Source organism: Thermoanaerobaculia bacterium, assembly GCA_018057705.1.
Classification (GTDB): Bacteria; Acidobacteriota; Thermoanaerobaculia; order Multivoradales; family JAGPDF01; genus JAGPDF01.
This window is the reverse complement of record JAGPDF010000014.1, coordinates 45,410-63,835: the sequence shown is the minus strand read 5'-3', so window position 1 is coordinate 63,835 and position 18,426 is coordinate 45,410. Positions and strand designations below refer to the sequence as shown.

16 protein-coding genes are annotated in these 18,426 nt (G+C 69.7%); 8 read left to right on the top strand and 8 right to left on the bottom strand.

Annotation, left to right across the window (positions count from 1 at the left end; all coding sequences use genetic code 11):
- Positions 1 to 22 precede the first annotated feature (22 nt).
- Positions 23 to 1,441, top strand: coding sequence for a hypothetical protein (locus tag KBI44_06760; protein ID MBP9144166.1), 1,419 nt, complete (start codon positions 23 to 25; stop codon positions 1,439 to 1,441).
- Positions 1,442 to 1,532: 91 nt separating this feature from the next.
- On the top strand, positions 1,533 to 3,188 hold the full coding sequence (locus KBI44_06755; GenBank protein MBP9144165.1) for a PD40 domain-containing protein: 1,656 nt from the start codon (positions 1,533 to 1,535) through the stop codon (positions 3,186 to 3,188).
- 22 nt (positions 3,189 to 3,210) lie between these two features.
- Here KBI44_06755 and KBI44_06750 read toward each other — a convergent pair whose 3' ends face one another.
- From KBI44_06750 to KBI44_06730, 5 genes are all read right to left on the bottom strand, one after another.
- Positions 3,211 to 3,792 (bottom strand): DNA-3-methyladenine glycosylase I, encoded by a 582-nt coding sequence (locus KBI44_06750; protein ID MBP9144164.1) that lies wholly within the window; start codon positions 3,790 to 3,792, stop codon positions 3,211 to 3,213.
- 23 nt (positions 3,793 to 3,815) lie between these two features.
- Positions 3,816 to 4,160 carry a DUF86 domain-containing protein gene (locus KBI44_06745; protein MBP9144163.1) on the bottom strand — a complete coding sequence of 115 codons (345 nt, stop codon included), beginning with the start codon at positions 4,158 to 4,160 and terminating at the stop codon, positions 3,816 to 3,818.
- Positions 4,147 to 4,443, bottom strand: a complete 297-nt coding sequence (locus tag KBI44_06740; protein ID MBP9144162.1) for a nucleotidyltransferase family protein — start codon at positions 4,441 to 4,443, stop codon at positions 4,147 to 4,149. The genes KBI44_06745 and KBI44_06740 overlap by 14 nt, the downstream gene beginning before the upstream one ends.
- A gap of 204 nt (positions 4,444 to 4,647) precedes the next feature.
- A complete protein-coding gene (locus KBI44_06735) occupies positions 4,648 to 4,833 on the bottom strand; it encodes a hypothetical protein (GenBank protein ID MBP9144161.1) in 186 nt (61 codons plus the stop codon).
- A 144-nt stretch (positions 4,834 to 4,977) separates the two neighbouring features.
- Positions 4,978 to 5,985 (bottom strand): DUF1028 domain-containing protein, encoded by a 1,008-nt coding sequence (locus tag KBI44_06730; GenBank protein MBP9144160.1) that lies wholly within the window; start codon positions 5,983 to 5,985, stop codon positions 4,978 to 4,980.
- Positions 5,986 to 6,060: 75 nt separating this feature from the next.
- On the opposite strand from KBI44_06730, the gene KBI44_06725 reads away from it, so the two are divergent.
- Together KBI44_06725 and KBI44_06720 are read left to right on the top strand one after the other, a co-directional pair.
- Positions 6,061 to 6,816: an SDR family oxidoreductase gene (locus tag KBI44_06725; GenBank protein MBP9144159.1), complete on the top strand. Its 756-nt coding sequence runs from the start codon at positions 6,061 to 6,063 to the stop codon at positions 6,814 to 6,816.
- The gene (locus KBI44_06720) at positions 6,813 to 7,550 is read left to right on the top strand and encodes an SDR family oxidoreductase (protein MBP9144158.1); all 738 of its coding nucleotides are present in this window, start codon (positions 6,813 to 6,815) and stop codon (positions 7,548 to 7,550) included. Before KBI44_06725 ends, KBI44_06720 begins: the two co-directional genes overlap by 4 nt.
- Before the next feature lie 101 nt (positions 7,551 to 7,651).
- Here KBI44_06720 and KBI44_06715 read toward each other — a convergent pair whose 3' ends face one another.
- Entirely contained in the window at positions 7,652 to 9,820 is a 2,169-nt protein-coding gene (locus KBI44_06715; GenBank protein ID MBP9144157.1) for a TlpA family protein disulfide reductase, read from the bottom strand.
- A 179-nt stretch (positions 9,821 to 9,999) separates the two neighbouring features.
- On the opposite strand from KBI44_06715, the gene KBI44_06710 reads away from it, so the two are divergent.
- The 4 genes from KBI44_06710 to KBI44_06695 all read left to right on the top strand — a co-directional run bounded on the left by KBI44_06710 (position 10,000) and on the right by KBI44_06695 (position 15,081).
- Positions 10,000 to 10,614, top strand: a complete 615-nt coding sequence (locus KBI44_06710) for a hypothetical protein (GenBank protein ID MBP9144156.1) — start codon at positions 10,000 to 10,002, stop codon at positions 10,612 to 10,614.
- Positions 10,615 to 10,691: 77 nt separating this feature from the next.
- Positions 10,692 to 11,888: a hypothetical protein gene (locus KBI44_06705; GenBank protein ID MBP9144155.1), complete on the top strand. Its 1,197-nt coding sequence runs from the start codon at positions 10,692 to 10,694 to the stop codon at positions 11,886 to 11,888.
- Between the two features lie 115 nt (positions 11,889 to 12,003).
- A complete protein-coding gene (locus KBI44_06700; protein MBP9144154.1) occupies positions 12,004 to 13,650 on the top strand; it encodes a hypothetical protein in 1,647 nt (548 codons plus the stop codon).
- A 48-nt stretch (positions 13,651 to 13,698) separates the two neighbouring features.
- Positions 13,699 to 15,081 carry a hypothetical protein gene (locus tag KBI44_06695; protein ID MBP9144153.1) on the top strand — a complete coding sequence of 461 codons (1,383 nt, stop codon included), beginning with the start codon at positions 13,699 to 13,701 and terminating at the stop codon, positions 15,079 to 15,081.
- Here KBI44_06695 and tsaA read toward each other — a convergent pair.
- Both tsaA and KBI44_06685 read right to left on the bottom strand, forming a co-directional pair.
- Positions 15,078 to 15,557, bottom strand: a complete 480-nt coding sequence (tsaA, locus tag KBI44_06690) for a tRNA (N6-threonylcarbamoyladenosine(37)-N6)-methyltransferase TrmO (GenBank protein ID MBP9144152.1) — start codon at positions 15,555 to 15,557, stop codon at positions 15,078 to 15,080. The two genes, KBI44_06695 and tsaA, sit on opposite strands and share 4 nt — an antisense overlap.
- 25 nt (positions 15,558 to 15,582) lie before the next feature.
- Positions 15,583 to 18,357 carry a serine/threonine protein kinase gene (locus tag KBI44_06685; GenBank protein MBP9144151.1) on the bottom strand — a complete coding sequence of 925 codons (2,775 nt, stop codon included), beginning with the start codon at positions 18,355 to 18,357 and terminating at the stop codon, positions 15,583 to 15,585.
- Between the last annotated feature and the right edge of the window lie 69 nt (positions 18,358 to 18,426).

Sequence of the window (18,426 nt, the reverse complement as noted above, 5' to 3'; positions counted from 1 at the left end):
GCGGTCGAATCGCGGTAGCAGGGTGAGGTCCAACCCTATGCCGCTCGCGAAGTCACTCCCGCTGTGGACGATCGCTCTACTGGCAGCCTCGGGCGCGAGCCCGATTGCCGCCCAATACGACGGCGCGCTCGCCACCGCCTGGGGCGAAGGCGATGGCTTCGCCACCTGGCAGGGGTCGGGCCGGGTCTTCCTGGAGACCGCCGTCGCGACCAGCGACCTGCTCTACGGCGTCGGCGACTACGACTTTCCGGCCGGCACGCGGAGCCTCCACTTCCAGGCCGTGGACGGGGACGGCGAGCTCCGCAGCGATCGCGTCTGCCTGGACTCGACGAGCGCCTACGGCGCCTTCACCGACGAATCCGGCGGAGAGGCCGCGATCGTCGATTCCTCCGGGAACCTCCTCGTTGGCGGCTGGGTGAACTTCCAGGGCGCCGCTTCGCGCCTGCACGCCCTGGTGGCGCGCTACGAGATCGACCAGCCCGGCTGCACGCTCGACGAGGACTTCTCCACCGACGGCTTCCAACTCTTCGACACACAGGCCTACTGCAATCCGGAGAGCTGTCTCATCGCCGCGCTGGCCGAGATCCGGCCCGAAACCGGAGCCGTCGGCGCTCCCCGGATCGTCGCCCTCCTGCGCGCCACGGTGGCGATCTCGAACTATCGCTACTTCCTCCTCGGACTGACGGCCGCGGGCTCCCTCGACCCCAACTTCGGCGCGCCGGGCACCGGAATTCGCGAGGTCACGTCGGCGGCTCTGGGAACGCTCCAGTCCGGCGCCACGATGACGGTCGACGACCAGGGCCGGATTCTCCTCCTGATGACCCGGCGCGAGGCCGGCACGACGAGCGATCTCGACGTGATGGCGCTCCGCTACACGGCCGCCGGCGCGCTCGACGCCGCCTTCGGCGCGAATGGCCTCATGACGATCCAGGACTCCGGCATCGATGACGCGACCGATACCATCGCGGGCGACCTGCTGACGCTCCCGGGTACGGGGACATCCCTCGCCTCCGTCCAGAGAGGCAGCGACTGGCTGCTGATCCACTTCGACGACGACGGCGTCTTCTCGACCTCGGCCTCGCCCCCCGAGAGCGTCGGCCAACTGGTCTTTCAGGGGGACGAGCGCTTCCTCTCTGCCCGCGAGGGTCTGTCGTTCGACACCCTGCGCATGCGCCGGTACGCTCTGTTTCCCGGCAGCTACAACAGCGACCCTACCTTCGGCTCCGAAACCGGCGGCGGCGAGGCCTACGACATCGACCTCGGCGGTGGCACGGGCCAGCAGGTCGCCGATCTCGTCCTTTGGGGCGGCCGGCCGGTCCTCGTCGGCCACGCCTTCGACAGCGGTGGCGACGCCTCGGGTTTCCTCATGCGCACCGAGAACGCCTACCTCTTCGCCGACGGCTTCGAGGGCGGCAATCGCGCGCGCTGGTCGGGATTCTGAGGCGGATGTCGCCACCGGATCGGTTGCGTCGTTCTCCTGTAGCAGAGGGAGATCGACGATGGCCAGACACTTCACCCTGAGAGCTCCGTGCGTGGTTCCATTCCCTGGCTCTTGCCCGCGGAGCGCGGCGAGCCTCGCCCTGCTGACCCTCCTCGCCGGCGCTTCGCCGGCCGTTGCAGAGCACCGCGCGAAAGTGATCTCGGCGGACTTCCTCTCGGCCGGCAGCGTCTCGGACGAATCCGGGCCCGAGGTCTCTCCCGATGGCCGGTGGATCGTCTTCGTCGCCTGCGAGAGTTCCGACGAGTGTTGGCTGGCCAGCAGCCGCCGGTTCGGCGAGCCCGGCGATCCGCCTCTCGAGCTCGCCGGTCCGGTACACGGCTTCAGTTTCCTCGGAGCCGGCATCGACTTCGAGATCACCGGCGACAGCCGGCGCGTGGTCTACGAGGCGTCGACCGAGCCCGATGCCCCGAACGACCTCTGGTCGGTGGCGATCGATGGTTCGTCCGCACCGGTGCGCCTCAACCCGGCCCTTCTGACCAACGAATCGATCAACGACTACCTGGTCACCGACGATGGCCAGCAGGTCGTCATCGAGCTCACCCGTCCAGGTGCCGACGTCTTGCTGCGGGTCGCGATCGACGGCGTCGGCGGCGTCTCGAATCTCGACGAGGGCGACTCGATTCGGCCCTATCTCTTTCCGGCGGCGAGCGGCAATCCGCGCCTGCTCTATTTCATCGACACCGACGGCGACGATCAGCTGGAGACCCTGACGATCTACCTCTCGTCGACACTCCCCTTTCCGCTCTGGGCCGGAGAGCTCCCGACCTGGACGAACATCGGCTCGCTCACGTTCGCGCCCGACGGCGACACGGTCGTGCTCGAGGCCGACATTCAGGCCGACGAGGTCGACGAGCTCTGGTCGATTCGAACCGACAGCGCCAACAGCTTCCACAAGCTCAACCAGGCGCTGGTCGGCGGCGGCAACGTGGTGGATTTCGAGCTCTCGAGCGACGGCCGCGCCGTCTTTCTGGCCGACGCCCAGGTCGACGAGCGCTTCGAGCTCTGGAGCGCCCCGATCGATGACAGCGCGGAACCGGTCAAGCTCTCCGGAACGCTCGTTTCCGGCGGCGACGTCCGGGGTCTCCGCGTCGCCGGCGACTGGGCCGCCTACATCGCCGACGCGGCGGTCGATGCCCGGGACGAGCTGTGGAGCGTGCCGGCCGACGGGCACGCGGCGCCGACCCGGCGATCCGACACCGTTCCCGCCGGCCGGGACGTGACGAGCTTCCGGTTCACCCCCTCTGGGAGCCGCCTCGTCTATCGCGCCAACCTCGGACCCGTGGACCGCTACGACCTTCACACGACCACCACATTCGGCCTCACCAGCCACGTCCAGCTGACCAACCGGAATATCCTGGCGCCGAACCCTTACAGCGTCCGCGCCTACGTCGTCTCTCCGGACTCTCAGCGGGTCGCCTTCATCGTCACACCGGACGCCAATTGGGACGGCGTTGCCATGGAGCAGCGGCTCCTCGATCCGCTGACGACGGCCGAGACCTTGCTCGAGGTCGCCGGCGCGGACGAGGGGGACTACTTCCTGAGCTATGCGTCCGACTCGCGGGGCCTCGTGGGCGACGCGGTACTTGCGGCCGGTGACCGGCGGGAGGTCCACCTCGTCGACGAGGCGCTCTTCGTCGACGGTTTCGGGTCGGGCGACCGCTCGGCCTGGTCGTCCAGCGTGCCGTAGGGCGCCCATTCAGGGCGCCCGCTCAGCGCGCCGGCCGCAAGGCGAGACGGGCGACCTCGTCGTGCCGGAAGCAGGTCATCAGATGGTCGTTCACGCAGCCGACCGCCTGTAGGTAGGCGTAGACGATCGTCGAGCCGACGAACTTGAAGCCCAGTTTCGCGAGCTCCTTCGACAACCGGTCGGACTCCGCCGTCTTCACCGGCACCTTGCCCATCGACGCAATCCGGTTCTGCCGCGGCTTGCCGCCGTAGGGCTTCCAGACGACGTCGGCGAGGGTCCGGCCGCTCTCGCGCAACGCCAGATAAGCCTTGGCGTTGCCGATCGTCGCCGCGACCTTCAACCGGTTGCGCACGATGCCGGCATCCGCGAGCAGGGAGGCGACCTTCGCCTCGTCGTAGCGCGCCACTCTCTCCGGATCGAAGCCATCGAACGCCGCGCGGTAGTTCTCACGCTTCTTCAGGATCGTGATCCAGGACAGCCCCGCCTGTGCCCCCTCGAGGTTCAGCATCTCGAAGAGGTGGCGCTCGTCGAACGAGGGGACGCCCCACTCGGTGTCGTGGTACGCCTGATAGAGCGGATCACTCCCCGCCCAGGCGCAGCGGATGACGCCTTCGAGCTCAGCTGGCACTAGGCTTCGTCGTCCGGCGGGACGAGGTCCTCGAGCTGCAGGATCAGGGCCGGAAGATCGCGTTCGAGGACCTGTCGCACGACTTCCATGTTGACCCGACCGTAGTCGTGGACGATGCGATGGCGCATGCCGACGATCTCCACCCAGGGAATACCGGGGTTGGCACTCCGGGCCTCTTCGGAGACGCCTCCAGCTGCCTCGCCGACAATCTGAAGCGCGTGCAGCACAGCGAACTGCGCCATGGTGTTCTCACCGAGCCCGAGCGGCTCGGCTTCCTTCGCAAACCGAAGCGCATCCCGCGATCGCAGGAGCATGTCGAGCAGGTAGGATTCATCCCGCCGCATAGAGCGCCTCCGCAGATCGCAGGATCTCTCTGCGTCGAATGTAGTTGTCGCTCGCTTCGACTGCCGCGCGTTCTACGAGGTCCACCCGGCGACCCAGCTTCTCCGACAGCTCGTTTTCCATGCGGACGAGATCCAGGTAGGACCATGTCGATCCACGCTCGAAGCTGACCAGGACATCGACATCGCTTTCGGGCCCGAAGTCGTCCCGCAGCACCGAGCCGAAAAGCTCGAGCTTGGCGATTCTCCACTCGCGGCAAAAGGCGGCGATCCGAGGCTGGTCGATAGCGATCTTGGGGCTCACGGTCTTGCCTCCGGGAGAGATTGTCGCACGCACGGCCCGCTACCGTGCCTTCGACCAACTCCGGGTCGAGCCTGCGCCGGAGGCGACGACGAGGCCCAACGGAGGTCGGAGCTCTTTCCGGCGCGACTCCGAGATGCCGCAGGAGGCGGGCGAGTCGAGTCGACCGCCACCACCGCGCCCTTGCCGTCAGTCGTGATGATCGGCGGGTCGCAACTGTTCGGCCCCTTCGAGCTTGCCCACGAGCTCGGCCGGGTTGTGGATCAGGATCGGCAGGTGTTGCGGGCAAATGTAGCGCTCGACGCCGCGATGGAGGAGTCGCACGAGCGGAGTTTCTTGGTCGCTGCGGCCACAGGCGAGACAGGTCGGGGTCATGGTGCTTCGCATCGTGGCCGGCCCTTGCGGGTTTTTCAACCGCCCTTCGGGCGGGTCAACCTCCCTTTTGGCGGGGCAACCTCCCTTCGCGCGGGCGAGCGCCGGTGTGCTTCCCGCGCGCCGAATGGGATTCGGACGAGGAATCTACGGCTTCGCTTCCCGCAACCCGGCGAGATCGGTGTCGGCCGCGGCCTGCTGGGCGAGTTTGGGGTTCAGGGAGAGGGCGCGGGCGAGGGCGGCGAGGGCGCCCGGCAGGTCGCCGTTCGCGAGGCGGATGACGGCGGTGTCGTAGAGGACCTCGGGGAGGATCTCGGCCCGGGTCGCCTCGGCCCGGGCGAGGGTCATCTCCTGCCATTTCAGATCCTCGCCGCGCTGGCCATTGCGGAACGCCGCCCAACCGCGGTTCCAGAGATCGTTGACCAGGGCGAGGCCGACCAGCCGGCCGAGCTCGACGATCGGCTCCTTGTGGTCGTCCACCCGGATGTCGATCGCCCGGTCGTCGAATGCGCCGTAGCCGCCGCCGGCGCGCGAGACGAGGAGCACCGCCGACTGCTTGCCGCGGCTGTCGCCGCCCGCGGCGTCGCCGGCCGCGAGCGCGGCGTACAGGCGCTCGGCGAGCGGCTTCCCGGCGCTCGCGAGGAAAGCCTGCTCCATCGCGGCCACGACCGGTTCGCCGGTGAGGATGTTGCCCTGCACGGCGTAACCCGGACCGCTGCGTCCGCCGGCCCAGGCGTTGCAGCCCGGGCCGGTGAACGTCGCCGCGCTGCCGTCGGCGGCGACGACGCCGGCCTGGCGCTGACCCTGGCCGGAATCGGCGCGGGTGAGGATGGCGAGCGCCTCGGAAGGCGAAGCGCCGCGCGCCAGGAGCTCGAGCGCTCCCGGGCCATAGGCGGTGTTGGCCGAGGCCTGGGTCGCCACGGCGCCGACGCCGGCGCGCGCGTACGGCACCACCGAACCGACGGCGAAGAACCGGCTCGCCACGGCAACGCCGACCTCGCCTGTCGCCGGATCGGCGGCGACGATCGAGAAGGTCGACGGGCGAGGCGGCTCAGCGAAAGCGGGCGGCACGTTTGCGGCTTGCCAGGCTGACGCCACGACGAGGAACGCACACCCCACCCACGCGAGACGGTTACGACTTTCCCGAATCCTCATCTGGATCGACCTCCTCGAACAACGATGGTCATCTTATGCATACCCGGAGAGGTTCCCTCGCATAGACTGCGCCGAATGCGAACCGCTTCCCTCGCGGGCCAGGTCGCGATCGTCACCGGCGCGAGCTCCGGGATCGGACGGGCGGTCGCCCGCGAGCTCGTCGGCGCCGGAGCGCACGTCGTGCTCGCGGCCCGGCGCCCCGCGGAGCTCGAGGCCGCGACAGCGGAGCTCGCGGATCGCCCGGGCAGCGCCATCGCGGTGCCCACCGATGTCGCCGACGAAAGGGCGATCGAGCGGCTCGTCGCTCGCGCCATCGGCGCCTTCGGCCGGCTCGACATTCTGGTCAACGCCGCCGGCATCGGCGGTTTCGGGCTGGTACACAAGCTCGACGCGGCGCTCCTCGACCGGGTGTGGGCGGTCAACGTGCGCGGCGCGATCCTCATGGCGAAGCACGTCGTGCCGATCCTCGCCGGCCAGGGGCACGGTGCCATCGTCAACATCGGCTCGGTCTCCTCGAAACGCGGCTGGGCACAGGGGACGCCCTACGTCGCGTCGAAGTTCGCCCTGCGCGGCTTCACAGAATGCCTGCGCCAGGAGATGCGCGAGAGCGGCGTGCGCGTCGTTCTGGTCTGCCCCGATCTCACCGCCACCGGCTTCTTCGCCGCCTCCGGCGTCGCGCTCTCGGGGCGCGAAGCGATGCTCGAGGCCGAGGAAGTGGCGGCGACGGTCCGTTTCGCGCTCGAGCTGCCGCCAGGAGCCGACCTCGCCGAGCTCGACCTGCTTCCGGCGAAGCGACCGGCTCAGGCGACTCCTCCGGGAGCGAACGGATGAGTGACGGACGGCTCGCCGGCAAGATCGCCGTCGTCACCGGCGGCGCGCGCGGTATCGGTCGCGCGACGGTCGAACGCTTTCGCGCCGAAGGGGCCGAGGTCGTCGTCTGGGACCTCGATGCCGGATCGGCGGAGAATCCGGCCGATGGCGCAAATTGCATCGAACGTGTCGATGTCGCCGACGCGCTCGCCGTCGCGGCAGCAGCGGCGGCGCTCGGAGAGCGACTGCCGGGCGTCGACATCCTGATCAACAACGCGGGGATCAATCTCGCCCGTTCGCCGGCGGTCGGGGACGTGACAGCCGAGGAGTGGCGCCGCGTGCTCGACGTCAATCTCTCCGGCGCGCTGCACTGCACCCAGTCCCTCCTGCCCCTCCTGCGCCGGCGCGGCGGCGGACGGATCGTCAACTTCTCCTCGATCCTCGCCGTCGCCGGCTTCCCCGGCCAGACCGCCTACGCCGCCGCCAAGGCCGGGCTCCTCGGTCTCACCCGGGTCTGGGCGCGCGAGTTGGGGCCGGCCGGCATCACCGTCAACGCCGTCGTTCCGGGCTACATCGACACGGCGATGAACAGCGCCGCCGCGGTCGAGTTCCGGAAGGCGATCGTCGCGCGGACGGCGCTCCGCCGCCTGGGGACGGCCGACGACGTCGCTCGCGTCTGCCTCTTCCTCGCCTCCGACGACGCCGCCTTCGTCACCGGCGCGGCGGTCCCGGTCGACGGCGGCCTCGTCGGCTAGAAGACTCCCGCCGCCCGAGTCGCCCGGGGAGCGCCGCGGTCACGGACGGAGCGCGCTTCACCTTCGCCCGCGGCGCGAGACCCGCCCCACCTCCCGTCGCGCTAGCGGTTCGTCGGCGCCGGACCCGCCGCCTCGAGGAGGCGCGCGGCCATCGTCTCCATCCAGCGGTCGCCGTCCGCGCTGAAGGCGACCTCGCTCGTGACGATGCTCCCCGACGGGTCGAGGATCAGGTTCTTGGGGATGGCGGCGAGCCGCCACTGCGTCCAGACCGCGGCGCCGCCCAGGAGAATCGGGTAGTCGCAGCCGAGCCTTTCGACGAACGGCTGCACGGGCCCCGGGCTCTCGTCGACGCTCACGCCGAGGATCAGGATACGCGGATCGTCGCGGAAGCGCCGCGCGAGCTTCGTCAGGTAGGGCATCTCGGCGACGCACGGGCCGCACCAGGTCGCCCAGAAGTTCAACAGGACAGCTTTGCCCGCGAGGTCGGAAGGCGTCCACTCGCGGCCGGAGAGATCGGTCCAGCGAAAGTCCGGCAGGCCACCGCTCGCCTGCACCGCGCCCGTCGCCTGCGCGGCAGCGGCCGCGAGCGCCGCCTCGCGGGCCCGTTCCGCGCCGGCGATCCAGGCCGGGAACTCGAGCTCGTTGCCGTAGAACCGCAGATAGGCCGCCGCGGCCGCCTTCCTGAGAGCTTCGCTGGGCGGCGCGCTGGCAATCGCCTGTCCGTACGCGGCGAGCGCGGCGGCGGAATCCTCATTCGCCTCCGCGAGCTCCGCGGAGAGCCGCCAGGCATCGGCGCGCACCGCGGCCACGTTCTGCCTCTGCACGTCGTCGCGTACCTCGCCGGCACCGGCGACGGCCGCGATCTGGGCGTGGCTCTCCCCCAGCAGCCGCCCGGCCTCCTCGATCCGGAGCTCGCGGAGCGCGAGCTCGCTTTGCAGAGCCAGATGGCTCGCACTCCGCAGGAGCCGTTCGACCCGGACACGCTGCCGGTCCTCGTCGTCGAGGACGAACAGGAGGGCACGCGCGTGCGTGAGCTCCATCTCTTCGCGATCCTGCTCGACGAGCGCGGCAACCTCCTCGAGGCCCACTTTCTGTTCGAGAAAGCGCTTCGCGACCGCCGCCGGATTCGACGGTGGGGCATAGATGTCCCGCGCCGCGGCGAGGACTCTTCCGGCCTCGATGAACCGCGCCGCCGGCAGCACGTCGAGCTCCGCGAGCGCGCTCATTTCCCGCATCCGGAGCAACCCGCTCGCGGGACAGGATGCGAGCAGCGCGTCGATCGAAGCGATCTGTGCCCGGCGCCAATCGTCGAAGGCCGCCTCGTCGCGCTTCGGCTTCGGACGCGACATACGGAAGCGCCGTTCGTGGATCGACATCGCTTGCGTCTCGCAGGGGAAGGCAGCCAGGACGAGCTCCTCGACGCGAGAACTGCCGGCGCTATCCCCCGTCATGCGGTAGCCGACCTCGAGGGCGCGCAGCCAGGCGCGATCCGTGCCGCGCTCGAGCGCCGCCGTCCTCGCCACCGCCGCCGCGACCTCGGCGCGGATCTCCGGGTGCCGGTCGGGCTTCGCGAACTGGAACATCTGGTGCCAGAGCGTTGCGAGCTCGGAGAAGCGCTCGCGAACCGGCTCGAAGCCCTCGACGAAGCGATCGCGGTAGCGGTCGAAGAGCGCGGCGTCGTCGAGCGCGCCCGCCAGGCGCTGGATCTCCCCGAGCCGATCCGAACAGGCGGCAACGAATCGGGCGCCCTCCGCCCGCGCCACCGCTCTATCCTCCACGTCCGGATTCCACCCGTACTCGAGCGCCAGGGCGTAGCGCGACCAGGGAAACGCGTCCGCGCGCGCGATCGACTGCCGGAGGAGGTCGCGGCGCTCGATCCGATTCTCGGTCAGCAGGGCGTTCAGATAGAGCAGGCCGGCGTCGTCGGGCTGGCGCTCGAGGCGATGCCGATACTCTTCCGCCACCGCCTGCCCCGAGACTCCGTATTCACCGCGCGGCCCGCGAAAGCGCGAGAGCACATAGGCGCGGTGCGCGGCGAGCTCCTCCGGGAAGCGATCCCGCAGGGCTCGCGCCTCGGCGAGCCCCCTCTCCCAGCAGGCCTCGTCCAGAAAGCACCGATCCCGCAGCCCCTCTGCGGCTCGCAGGCCCTCTTCGACCGCAGGGGGGCCTTCGCAGCCCAGATTCCGGATCGGTTTGCCACCGCAGCCGGCGAGGAGGATCAGGACGACCAATGCGGGTGCAGCTCGGAGCTCTCTCAGGCCGTTTCTCATCGCGCCGCAGAATATGTCAGCCCGCGCCCGGCTCCCGCACGCCTCGCCAGTCAGGGCTGTCGCCTCTCATCGCCCCCGGGTGCTCTCGGGGGCAGAGTGCGCCCCGTTCCCGGGATCGGAGCTTCGTGCCGCAGTGCTCCTCTGGCGCTCCGCAGCGCCGCTTAGCGTTCTTCCAGGGTATGAGACCGGCCTCTCTGCGCGCTCTCCTCCTGGCGTTTTCGGCGGCGACGCTCCCCGCCTGTGGCGCCCTCTTCGAGACGGAGTTGCAGAGATCCATCAAGGCCCACGATGCCGCAGCGGTCGAGCGGCTGCTGGCGGCTGGGGTCTCTCTCGGAAGCTCCTGGTCCGAGCTCCTGCCGCCTGGGAAGCTGGCGATCGTGCACGTCAGCGCCTCGTCGCCGGAGTCGGTCGAGATCCTCCGGCTGCTCGTCGCCGCCGCGCCGGACCGCCCCGCCTTCCTGCATCAGACCTTCTCCCTCAACTGCCGGCGCACCCCCTGCTACGCCCCCACAACGGCCGAGCATGTCGCTCGACAGCGCAGCGTCGAAGCTTTGAAGGTGCTGATCGACGCCGGACTCGACCTGCGGAGCCAGGGGGTGACCAACGCCCTGGTCTACGCCATCGCAGAAGACGACGAGCCGATGGCGCGCCTCCTCATCGAAGCAGGCGCCGACGTCAACGGCTGGTCGCAACCGGGCGGCAACCGCTTCGGCGAGGTGAGCGTCCTCGAAGCCGCCCGTCGCAGAGAGAACGCCGCCCTGATCGAATACCTGCTGTACAAAGGTGCGCGGTAGGGAAGGTCGAGCTTCGTGCACGGCTTCGCCTGTCCCCCGGAGTCCGGAAAAGCCGGTAGAAGGGTGAGGGGGAAGTCATGCGAATCTTCCGCACCGTCGGTGGCGCCGTGGTTCTGGTCGTCGCCGGTCCCAGCCCGCTCGGCGTGCGGCTCGATCCGCCCGCGGCAGGAGACGAGACGATCCTGAACGCCTTCCTCAGGCCGGACGGTGAGCACCTCCTCATCCAGTTCCTCGACCAGGTCGCGACTACCGCCCGGGCCTTCACGGTACCTGTCGCGGGCCCGGCGACCGCGGCCATCCTGCTCGCCGACGAGACACCCGGCGGCTGCACGGCATTCGCCGCCGATCTCACTCCCGATTCGACCCGCCTTCTCTATGCCGGATTCTGCCCGCCCGGATCGGTGTTCACCCAGCTCTGGAGCGTGCCGGCGACCGGTCCCGCCACCGCCGCGGTGTCGCTCGCCGGCAGCTTCACCACCGGCGGAACGGTTCAGGGACTGGCGATCTCTCCTGACAGCCAGCGGGTGGTGTTCAGCGCCGATCGGCTCGTGGATGAGCGCATCGATCTGTGGAGCGTACCGATCCTGGGTCCGGCGGCGGCGCTCGTGCAGCTCCATCCGTCGCTGGTCACGAACGGCGACGTCAAGAACAGCTTCAGGATCTCGCCCGATTCGACGCGGGTCGCCTACATCGCCGACCAGATCTCCGACGAACGCTTCTTCCCCTACTCCGTGCCGATCGCAGGCCCGTCCACCGAGGCGGTGACGCTCTACCAGGGCATCCTCATGACCGGCGGCGACGCCCTCGACCTCGCCTTCACGCCCGACAGCGCGCGCGTCGTCTTTCGCATGGACTTGGCCGTCGACCAACGCTTCGACCTCTACTGGGCCCCCGCCGACGGATCGGCCGCGCAGTCGCGCATCACCAATCGCGGCTCGAACCCGGCGCCGGAACGTTCGGTCGCCTTCCGTTGGTACGTTCACCCCGACGGCGAGCGCGTGCTCTACCAGTTCGACGAGTTTGCAGCGCTCGACGAGCGCGGCATCGGCGAGCAGCGCCTCGTCGGACCGTACATTGCGGATGCACGCCTGAACGGTGTCCCGGTCGCCGGCGGCAAAGTGACCTTCTTCGAGCTCTTCCCGGACGGCGCCGGACTCGTCTACCGCGCCGACGAGATCGTGGACGAGAAGTTCGAGCTGTTCACCGCCGACCTGCGCCGTTTCGGCGACGGTTTCGAAGAGGGTTCAACCGCCGCCTGGCCCGATCTTCCCTGACACAACCGCTGTCGGCTGTCACCCCTCGCCGCGCCTTTGCGTTCTCTTGGGCATGAGCACCCCCTACTCCCCGGGATCGAAGCCTTGCGCTGCAGGTGCGCCTCTGGCGCTCGCGATGCTGCTTCTCCTCACTGTCGGAGCCGCCCGCGCCCAACTCTCCCTGCCGCCGGACTACGCCTGGCGGCAGCTCTCGCCGCCCGGCGAAGTGGGCTCTTCGGTGCGCTCCCTCTGGAAGATCGATCCACGCGGCGAATGGGTGGTCTTCGTGGGCGACGTCGAGAACGCCGGCGCCGAGGCGGTCTATGCCATGCGCCGGAACGGAGCGGCCCTCCATCGCCTTTCGGCCTACGGGGCGCCGGGATCGATCGCGGAGCTGCTGCTGAGCGGCGACGGGCGCCGCGTCTTCTACCTCGGCGACCTCGAGACCGACGGCCGGAACGAGCTCTGGAGCGCTCCGATCCCGGGAACTCCGGCAAGTGCGGTCAAGCTCAACGTCGCCGTCCAGGGCCAAGGCGTCGAGCACTGGTCCGTGCCGGCGTCCGGAGAACGTCTCGTCTACGCCGCGGAAGGCGTCGAGGAATACGGCTTCTGGAGCGTGCCGCTCGCCGGACCTGCCGCCGCGAGCGTGCGCCTGGACCCGGGTCTCACTCCGGGCGAGAGCTTCGTCGGCACGGCGATCAGCCCGGAAGGCGCGCGCGCCTTCCTCGTCCTCGGCGACATCGCCGGCCAGACCTCGCGCATCTGGAGCGCACCCATCGACGGACCGATCGGATCGGGACTCTTTCTCTTCGACGAGAGCTCGACCAGCTGTTTCGCCACCGGCGGCGCGGTACCGTCCGGATCCAGCCGCTTCTTCTATCTCCTCAGCTGCGACACGCCTTCGGGGAACCGCATCAACCAGGCCTGGAGCGTGCCGCTCGCCGGACCGGCGGCCGCCGCTGTCTCGCTCGCCGGGAGCTTCGTCGCCGGCGGCGCGATCGCGTCGGCGGCGTTCTCTTCCGACGGCGAGTTCTTCGTCTTCCGCGCCGACAAGTCGGTCGACGACCAGTTCGACCTCTGGAGCGTCCCGCTCGCCGGGCCGCTGGCCGAGCTCGTCCGCCTGAACCCGTTGCTCGTCGGAAGTGGCGACGTTACCTCACGCTACACAATCTCGCCCGACTCGTCGCGCGTCGCTTACGTCGCCGACCAGACTACGGACGAGACCTTTCGCGCCTGGTCGGTACCGATCTCCGGCCCATCAGGCTCCGCAACTTCGCTGGTGAGCGGCATCCTCCCCCTGAACCGCGACGTGACCAGTCTCGAGTTCACGCCCGACTCCGCCACCGTCGTCTTCCGCGCCGACTTCGCCGAGGACGAGCGGTTCGACCTCTACTCGGTTCCCGCCGACGGTTCGGCATTCCAGGATCAGATCACCAACGACAGCTCGGTTCCGGGCCCGATCCGTGCCGTGGGTTCTTCCTGGCGCCTCCATCCCGACGGCGCGCGCGTCGCCTACATCTTCGACGAAAGCGCTCCGGGCGACTCGCGCGGCCTGGGCGAGCAGCGCCTGTCGCCGCGCTATATCCAGGATGCGCAGCTGAACGGCGACCCGGTCGCCGGGGGGCGGATCTTCTCCTTCGCGGTTTTCCCCGACAGCGCCGGCACGATCTACTTCTCCGACGAGCTCATCGATGAGCGCTGGCACCTGTTCACCGTCGACAGCCGGATCTTCGGCGACGGCTTCGAGGAGGGCACGACCGCCGCCTGGCCCGACGCGCCGTAGCCGCCGACCGCCTGTCGACTTTCGGCGGTGCTTGCCGTTCTTAGGGTCATGAGACCGCTCGGGCTTCCCGCCGTCTGCGCCTGCCTGCTTGCAGCGCCGCTTCTCGCCGCCGACGGCGACCTCGACCCGACCTTCTCCGCCGACGGCAGGGCGACGGTGCTTTGGCAGGAGTCGGGGACGACCCAGGCCGAAGCGAGCGCCGTCGCGGCGCTCGCGGACGGCTCGCTCGTGGTCGGCGGGACGATGATCTGGACCCCCCCGGCTGCGCCGTTCACGTTCGATTGGGTGCTGGCCAAACTCACCCGGACCGGCATTCTCGATACATCGTGGGGCGAAAGCGGCCGCAAACGGATCGCTTTCGATCTGGTGGAAGGAGGAGGAGATGTTCTCTACGGCGTCTTCGCCGACCCGGACGGGTCGATCTTCGCCATCGGCTCGACCTACGACGGTGCGACGCAGGTACCGGCAGTCGTGCGCCTGCTGCCCAGCGGCGACGGCGATCCGGCGTTCGGCGACGTCGGCCATCTCTACCTCGGCACCCCCTGGACCGATCCGCAGCTCCAGTTCGTCGCCGCCGAGCGCCAGCTCGACGGCAGGCTCCTGCTCGCCGGACACTGCCTGCGCTGCCCATCGAACACGACGCACTACAACCCCTTCGTGCTCCGGCTCCTCGAGAACGGCTCACCGGATGCGAGCTGGTCGTTCGACGGCTGGGCGGTCGTGAGCGACGGTGGCACCACCAACGACTCGCTGACTGCGTTCGCGCCGGACAGTCAGGGCAGGATCGTGATCGCCTTCAACGCCGATGACAACGTCCGGCTGGCGCGGCTCAATGCGATGGGCGGTCTGGACAGCGCCTTCGGCGGCGACGGCTTCGTCGATCTCGTCACCGAGTTGGGCCTCTACGACATCACGGCGCTCGCGATCGACCCGGCGACGCGCAAGATCCATGTCGTCTTCTCCGGCACCTTCTCCACCCTCGAGCTCGCCTACGTCATGCGAATTTCGACCTTCGGCACCGAGGACGGAAGCTACGGCGTGGAGGGCATCGCGAGCTTCATTCTCGAGGAGGGGATCGAGCTCGAGGACGCCCTCCTGCAGGGCGACGGCAAGCTCATCGTCGCCGGCAAGATGAACGCCACGGGCGCGCAGGCGGGCGGCTTCTTCCTCGCCCGGCTCGATGGGGAGGGACTTCCCGACGCCTCCTTCGACGGCAACGGTGTCGCGCGCTACGAATTCGACCGCGCGACGAACGGCGACGATCACGCCCTGGCGTTGACGCTTTCGGGGGGCAAGCCGGTCGGGGCCGGCTTTGCCGTCGATGGCAACGACGAGCGCGATATGGCGCTCCTGCGGATCCAGAACTCCTACATCTTCGCCGACGGCTTCGAGGCTGGGCACACCCTGCTCTGGTCGGCGAGCACGCTCTAGTCTGGAGTCTTCGCGGCCGCCTCAGCGGCGTCGAGCCAGCCGCGGCGGAGCTTCTCCGGCGGGATGCTCGAGAGGTAGGGCTTGAGATCGACGACCGGCGAACCGTCGAGCATGTCGACGCCGCGCACCGATAGCGTCGCTCCGTCGCGGCCCAGGAGCTCCAGCACGGACAGCGCCAGCGGATTCGGCCGCCGCGGCGAGCGTGTGGCGAAGACGCCGTGCTCGCGGCCGTCGGTCGGGTTGGTGCCCAGGAGCTCGTAGTCGCCGGCGCGGTCGAAGATCCACAGCACGTAGAGGTGGGAGAAACCCTCGATGTCGGCGAGCCCGGCGGCGAACTCGGGGAAGATCTCGATCGCGCCGGGAGCCGCGTGCTTCGCGCCAAGCCCCTTGGGCACATCGTCCTTCGTCCGGTAGGGCGAATGCACGACGCCAATCGGATGCAGAAGAATCGGAGCTGCAGGCGCCTCGACCGTCATCGTGTTTGTCTTCCTCCGGGAAGCTTCATCCGGTCCCCGCTCGGGCCGCGAGCTCGGCCCGCGCAGCGGCGAGATTGCGGGCGAAGACGGGGCTGGGGGCCTTCTTCGCAGCGATCGCTTCGGCGGCGGCGAGCCGCTCACGAGCGCGGCCGGCGGCGCCGGAGCCACCTTCGGCGAGCTCGAGGCGCGCGAGCTCGACCTCCGCTTCGGCGATGCGCAGGTGACCGGCGTCGAGCTTGGCGCGGGCGAGCTCCCAGGCCTCTTCGAGCACCGTGCGCGCAGCGGTGAAGCGGCCGAGCTTGCGCAGGTTCGCGCCCCAGGAGAGGCGGCTTCGCAGGAGGCGCGGGTTGTCGAACTCTCCCAGCGTGCGCGTAGCGGCAATGGCGCGCTCGAACATTGCCTGCGCCTCCACGATGCGCCCCTGCTCGCTCACCGTGAAGGCCTCGTTCGCCAGCGCATTCACAGCCAGGATGCTGTCGGCGCCCAGGTTCTTCGCGAAGCGCGCCGCAGCGTGCTCGAAGGCGCGCTCGGCCTCGACGAAACGGCCCAGGTCGGTGAGCGCGAGACCGGTGTAGTTGTCGACCGATCCGAGCTCCGGATGGTCGAGCGGCTGGTAGATGGCCCGCGCCTCGGCGAGCGCGGCGAGCGCCTGGTCGCTGCGTCCGGCGCGCGAAAGGCGCAAGCTCGTGATGACCAGGGCCTCGCCGAGCGCCGGATGCCGCGTGCCGTAGATCCGCCGACGCCCATCGACCACGCGCTCGAAGTAGGGCAGCGCCTCCGTGGTCTCGCCCGCCGAGTCGAGCGCCGTGGCGAGATTGAGCACGACGTTCAGGACTTTCGGAGAATCGGCGCCTTCGGCGGGCTCGAGTACGGCGAGGATCTCCCGAAAGGTCCTCACCGCTTCGGCAAAGGTTCCGGACTCGGTCTGCAGCACGGCGATGTTGGAGAGATGCTCGAGGGTCTCGGGATCGGTCTCGCCCAGCGTCGCAGCTGTGATCTCGAAAGCGAGGCGCTCGTCGGCGATTGCACCCGGGAGGTTCTCCGTCAACATGTGCACCTCGGCGCGGCCCGAAAGGGCGGCGGCGCAATCGATGGAGCGCGCTTCGCCCGCGCTCTCGAAATGCGCTACCGCCTCCTCGAAGCGCTTGCCTGCCTCCTCGACGCGCCCCAGGGCGAGCAGCGCTCTTCCCATCGTCACCAGGCTCAGCGCATGCTCGCGCGAGCGCGGGCCGAAGAGCCGCGCACGCTCCGCTGCGGCGAGCTCCGCACTCGCCAGCCCCTCGTCGAGCAGTCCCAGGCCTCCCTGGATGTGCGCCACCGCATCGTAGAGCTCGGCGCGAACCTCGGGCTCGTCGCGCAGGTCAGTCGTCAGCCGCTCCACTCCTTCGGTGAGGATCTGGCGGGCGGGCATCTCGGCTCCCCTCGACTGGTTCGGATCCGCCTGTTCGAAGACCGAGATGAGGAAGTCCTTGACGCGCCCGGCGCGCCGGGCTTCGAGCTCGGCCTTCGCCGCCGCGGCGTTCGCCCGCTTCGTCTGGACGAGCGAAACCGTCAGGCCGCCGACGAGGGACGCCACCACGAGTCCTGCTGCCGCGACGGCAAGTCGATGCCGGCGGACGAACTTCGAAAGGCGGTAGCCGGCCGTATCCGGGCGGGCGGCGATCGGCCGACCGGCGAGATGCGCGAGGAGATCCGCCGACAGGGCCGCCACCGAGACGTAGCGCCGCTCAGGCTCGCGCGAAAGCGCCTTGAGAACGACGGTGTCGAGATCGCCCTCGAGCCGTTGGCGCAGGCGAGTCTCGCCCGGCCTCCCCGAGGCGAGCCGGCGCAGGCGCAGCGACGGGCGCTCGATCGTTTCGTGCGCCACATCGGCTGCGAGCGTGCTGGCCGAGCTGCTCGACCGCCGGCGGTGGGGCAGAACGCCGGTCAGCAGCTCGAAGAGGATGACTCCCAGAGAATACACGTCGGTCGTCGTGGTGACCGGTTCGCCGAGAATCTGCTCGGGCGCGGCGTAGGCAGGGGTCAGCGCGCGCAGCTCGGTGCGCGTGGCGCCGCCATCCGCGCCGTCTTCGAGCGCTGGCTCGAGTAGCTTGGCGAGACCGAAATCGAGCAGTTTCGGTTTCCCTTCCCCGGTCACCAGGATGTTCGACGGCTTGAGATCGCGATGGACGACCAGCGAGCGGTGCGCGAAGTCGACGGCCTCGCAGATCGCGAGGAACAGGCGCAGTCGGGCGTCGACGTCGAGGCCACGATCCTCGGCGAAGCGCGTCACCGACCGCCCGTCGACGCGCTCCATCGCGAACCAGGGGCGACCGTCGGGCGCGATGCCGCCGTCGAGGAGGCGAGCGATGGCGGGGTGCTCGAGGCGGGCGAGGAGCTGGCGCTCGACGGCGAAGCGCGCGACGACCTCGCGGCTCGCCATGCCGGAGCGCACCAGCTTCACCGCCGCGCGCTGGGTGAAACCGCCCTCGACACGCTCGGCGGCCCAGACCTCGCCCATCCCTCCCGCGCCCAGCTTCTCGCCCAGCCGCCAGGCGCCGAGCCGTTCGGGCGGCGGGGGCTCGGCGATCTCGCTGGCGAGGAGCTGCCTGCCGGCCGCCTCCGCCACCTCGCCGCGCAACCCTTCGATCGGTCCCTGCGACTCGCGATCCAGCGCCAGCATGCGCTCGACGTCGGCGGCGAGCGCGGGGTCCTCGGAGGCGAGACGCGCGAGCGCCGCGCGCCGCTCCGGCTCGCCCAGCTCGCAGAGCTCGGTGAAGAGGCGGGCGCGGCGTTCGACCGGAGTCTCGGGCGCTCTCATCGCGAGGCGCGATTCTGCCACGCCGCTCTCCCGGGTGCCCGGCTTTCCGAACGGGCGCTACAATGTGCA